Raw genomic sequence first — 770 nt, forward strand, 5'->3', positions numbered from 1 at the left:
CTGGCCAAAAAATGATGATCACAACCATTGTAGTGGCGTTGGTGTTCATTTTGATGGGCGTATTGCTCGCAAACAGTATCACTAAGCCAATTCGTTTGATTGCAGATCGCTTTACCGATCTTGGTCAAGGCGAAGGTGATTTATCACAGCGTATTGAAATTCGTGGCAATGATGAAATCGCGCAACTTTCTAAAGGTTTCAACGGATTTATTGAGAAAATCCACGCAACCATGAAAGAGGTATCTTTGACGAGCGGTGCACTGAGCCAAGCGTCAGACAGCGTGTCGAGCAAAGCAACGTCAACGTACGACAATAGCCAAGAGCAACGTGACCAGACGATTCAAGTAGTTGCAGCGATCAACCAAATGGGTGCGACGATCAGTGAAATTGCGTCTAACGCAGCGACGGCAGCCGATACTGCAAACCAAGCGTCTGATAATACTCAGACGGGTCGTGAAGTTGTGATGAAAGCGAAAGAAGTGATTAGCCGTCTTGCTGACGATGTGGAAACGACAAACATCGTTGTGACACAGCTTGCTTCTACAACGAAAGATATCGGCTCTATCCTTGGTGTAATCCGCGATATCTCTGAGCAAACAAACTTGTTGGCACTGAACGCAGCGATTGAAGCGGCACGCGCAGGTGAGCAAGGTCGAGGCTTTGCGGTAGTTGCAGATGAAGTTCGTAACCTAGCGTCGCGCACTGCCGATTCAACGGAAGAGATTCAACGTATGATCAACCAGCTTCAAAGTGATGCTCAGGACGCAGTA

General features: G+C 47.7%; 1 protein-coding gene. It reads left to right on the top strand.

Translation table 11 applies throughout. The features are described from left to right. On the top strand, positions 1–770 hold a 770-nt coding region (locus tag R7R78_RS25765), incomplete at both ends, for a methyl-accepting chemotaxis protein (protein WP_225474574.1).

Source organism: Vibrio sp. 2134-1, assembly GCF_033339495.1.